Annotated in this window: 3 protein-coding genes and 1 pseudogene; all 4 read left to right on the plus strand. The window is 71.9% G+C overall.

What is annotated here, in order from left to right:
- Window positions 1-85: 85 nt before the first annotated feature.
- A complete protein-coding gene (locus tag FUT87_RS20855) occupies window positions 86-559 on the plus strand; it encodes a hypothetical protein (protein WP_147242258.1) in 474 nt (157 codons plus the stop codon).
- Window positions 544-1,065 (plus strand): hypothetical protein, encoded by a 522-nt coding sequence (locus FUT87_RS20860; RefSeq protein ID WP_091724444.1) that lies wholly within the window; start codon window positions 544-546, stop codon window positions 1,063-1,065. The genes FUT87_RS20855 and FUT87_RS20860 overlap by 16 nt, the downstream gene beginning before the upstream one ends.
- Window positions 1,066-1,087: 22 nt before the next feature.
- The gene (gene tssE, locus FUT87_RS20865; protein WP_091724445.1) at window positions 1,088-1,582 is read left to right on the plus strand and encodes a type VI secretion system baseplate subunit TssE; all 495 of its coding nucleotides are present in this window, start codon (window positions 1,088-1,090) and stop codon (window positions 1,580-1,582) included.
- Window positions 1,583-1,591: 9 nt separating this feature from the next.
- Window positions 1,592-3,557: pseudogene (gene tssF / locus FUT87_RS20870) on the plus strand (type VI secretion system baseplate subunit TssF); the annotation flags it as partial.

Here is a 3,557-nt window from a genome sequence, read left to right on the forward strand (position 1 = left end):
GCCGCGCCCGCCGCAGCGTCCGCCGCCGCCTTGTCCGAATCCCCGCGCGCGCCGCAGCCGCTCGCCCTGTTCCCGGAGCTGACCGATGTTGTGGGTCGCCCTGATCCTGCCGCCTCGTCCGCCGGCGCCGTCCGCTGATCCGGCCGCGCCGCCAGACCATCCCTGGGGGATCTGTCCGGAGGCGCAGGCGGGGCTGGCCGTGTGGTGCCTGCAGTTCACGCCGCGCGTGGCGCTGATCTCGGTCTTCGCCGAGACCTATTACGCCACCCGCGCCGCTGACGCGCCGTGGGAGGACTTCCCCAAACCGATGCTGGTCGACCGCGAGTTCCGCTGCGTCGGCGGGCTGCCCGAGCTGTTCCCCTTCGATCAACCGCGGACATTGACGCTGCGCCACGGCCTGTGGCGTGACGGCGTGCCGCAGGAAATCCGCGTCCAGGTCAGCAACCCGGCCGTCGGCGGCGATTACGCGCTGCCGGCGCTGCGTTGGGACGCGGCCGAACACCGTTACCGCGCAGCGGGCGCCAAGGCGTCCGCGGACTTCCCATGCCCGACATCCTGAATCCCTCCGCCACCGAACCCGTCACCGCCGCCCAGCTCAAGCAGGTCGCCGACGAGGCCTACGAAAAGTACCCCGGCTCCTGCAGCCACGCCGTGTGGCACGTCATCAAGCGCTACATCCCGGACCAGGAGTACCGCACCGCCAATTCGCTGGTCGCCTTCCTGAAGGCCGACAAGCGCTGGAAGGAGACGCCGGTGTCCGAGCTGGCCGAGCGCGCCAGTCGCGGCGAGCTGATCGTCGGCGGCCTGGTGACGCAGCCCAACGGCCACGTGATCGTCGTCTATCCCGGCGCGGCCAAGCCGGCCGGCGGGTATGCCTACACCTCGGGCGGCAAGTCCCAGACCATGCGCGCCCGCGGCATGTATCCGCTGGCGATGTCGACCTCGCTGGGCGGCTGGGCCGGCGCCAAGAGCAAGGGCGACAAGACGATCTGGGACCCCTGGGCCAACGACGGCAAGTTCGCCGAGGTCGTCTTCTGGCGCCTGGACACCGGCGCCGCGAAGTGAGCGGATCCGCGCCGCGCGAGCCATGACCCAGATCACCCGCGATCGCCTGCAGCCGGCCCTGCTGGACCGCCTCACCGACGACGATCCCTTCCACCGCGTCGAGGCGGAGGAGCGCCGCGTCATGACCAAGTCGCAGCTGCGCCAGGCGGTGCTGCGCGACCTGGGCTGGCTGTTCAACGCCATCCAGCCGCTGGGCAAGGCCTGCGACCCGTATGCGCGGGTCGGCGACAGCGTGCTGAACTTCGGCCTGCCGGCGCTGTCGGGGCAGCTGGCCTCGCGCATCGACGTGCACCTGCTGGAGAAGCAGATCCGCCAGGCCATCCTGCGCTTCGAGCCGCGCATCCTGCCCGACACGCTCGAGGTCCGCGCGATCGAGACGCAGAGCGTCATGGACACCCACAACGTGATCGAGTTCGACATCCGCGGCCACCTCTGGTCGCAGCCGGTGCCGCTGGAGATCCTGCTGCGCACGCAGATGGACCTCGAGGCGGGGCAGGTCGAGGTGCGCGAGGGCTGAGGACGCGCGATGGATCCCCGGCTGCTGCGCCTGTACAACGACGAGCTCGCCCACCTGCGCGAGGTCGGCGCCGAGTTCGCGCGCGACTTCCCCAAGATCGCCGCGCGCCTGGGCCTGGAGGATGCGGAGGTCGCCGACCCCTATGTCGAGCGGCTGCTGGAGGGTTTCGCTTTCCTGTCGGCGCGGGTGCAGCTCAAGCTCGACGCCGAGCATCCGCGCCTGATCGCCCACCTGCTGGAGTCGATCTACCCCAACTTCCTGGCGCCGGTGCCGTCGATGATGATCGCGCGCTTCGGCGTCGATCCGACCGACCCCAACCTCTCCAAGGGCCACCCGGTGCCGCGGGGCAGCGTGCTGCAGTCCGGCGTGCCGCGCGGCCAGGACACCCGCTGCGAGTTCCGCACCGCCCATGACGTGACGCTGTGGCCGCTGACGCTGGACGACGTCCAGTACTTCAGCCACGCGCCCGACCTGCCGATGTCGCGCCTGCCCGATGCCGCCGGCAGTCGTGGCGGGCTGCGGCTGCGGCTCAAGACCGGCGGCGGCATTCCGGTGCGCCAGCTGGGGCTGGACCGGCTCGCGCTCTACCTGAGCGCGCCGGACGAGGTCGCCTACCGCCTGCACGAGTTGGCGCTGGGCGCCCCGCTGGGCAGCTTCGTCACCGGCGAGGGCATCGACGCCCCGGCGGTGCCGGCGCAGTGGCGGTCCGCGGCCAGCATCCGCCCGCTGGGCTTCGCGCCGGACGAGGCGCTGCTGCCGGAGACGCACCGCAACTTCTCCGGATGCCGGCTGATGCAGGAGTTGGCCGCGATGCCGCGGCGCTTCCTGTTCCTCGAGATCGACCAGCTCGCCGAGCGCCTGGCGCGCGTGGAGGGCACGAGCTTCGAGATCGTGCTGTTCTTCAGCCGCGGCGACGGCGCGCTGGAGGCGATGGTCGACGTGGACAGCGTCTCGCTGCACTGCACGCCGGCGATCAACCTGTTCCCCAAGCGGCTGGACCGCATCCAGCTCGGCACCGGCAGCTGGGAATACCACGTCGTCCCGGACCGCACCCGGCCGATGGACTACGAGATCCACAGCCTGCAGTCGGTGACCGGCTACGGGGCCGGGGCGCTGGGCCAGCAGGGCTTCGAGCCGCTGTACGCGACCTACCACCAGGCGCCGCCCGAGGCGCCCGGCTTCTACACGGTGCGGCGCGAGCCGCGCCTGCTGTCGACGCGCCAGAAGGAGCAGGGCCCGCGCACCGGCTACATCGGCGACGAGGTCTTCCTGTCGCTGGTCGACCCGCGCCACGCGCCTTATCGCGAGGACATCCGCCAGCTGTCGGTCTCGGCGCTGGTCACCAACCGCGACCTGCCGATGCTGCTGCCGCACAACGGTGCCGGCGCCTGGCGGCTGGACGCGGCGGGGCCAGTGCTCAAGGTCGAGGCGGTGCATGGCCCGACGCGGCCGGTCAACCGCCAGCCGGTGGGCGAGGCGGGCTGGAGCCTGGTGGGCCTGCTGACGCAGCAGCAACTGCCCTGGGCCGACGAGCCGCCCGCGCAGGCCGCGGCGACGCTGCGCCGCCTGCTCGCGCTGTACGGCCCGCCGAGCGATCCGGCCTGGCTGCGCCAGGTGGAGGGCGTCCGTGGCGTCGATGCCAGCCGGTCGTGCGGCGCCTGCCGTTCACCGGGCCGCTGAGCTTCGGCGCGGGCACCGAGATCACGCTGGAACTCGACGAGCTGGCCTTCCAGGGCCACAGCGCCTATCTGTTCGCGAGCGTGCTGGAGCGCTACTTCACCCGCCACGCGGCGATCAACAGCTTCACGCAGCTGAGCCTGCGCACGCCGCAGCGCGGCCAGGTCAAGCGCTGGGCGCCGCGCATCGGCGGCGATGCCGAGGGCCGGGCGCAGCGCATGGAACGCGATGGACGCGCCTCCCCGGGGAGCAAGTTCCGCGACACCGGCGTGGTCTGGGTCAACAAGACCAACCTGCA

Source organism: Mitsuaria sp. TWR114 (genome assembly GCF_007997345.1).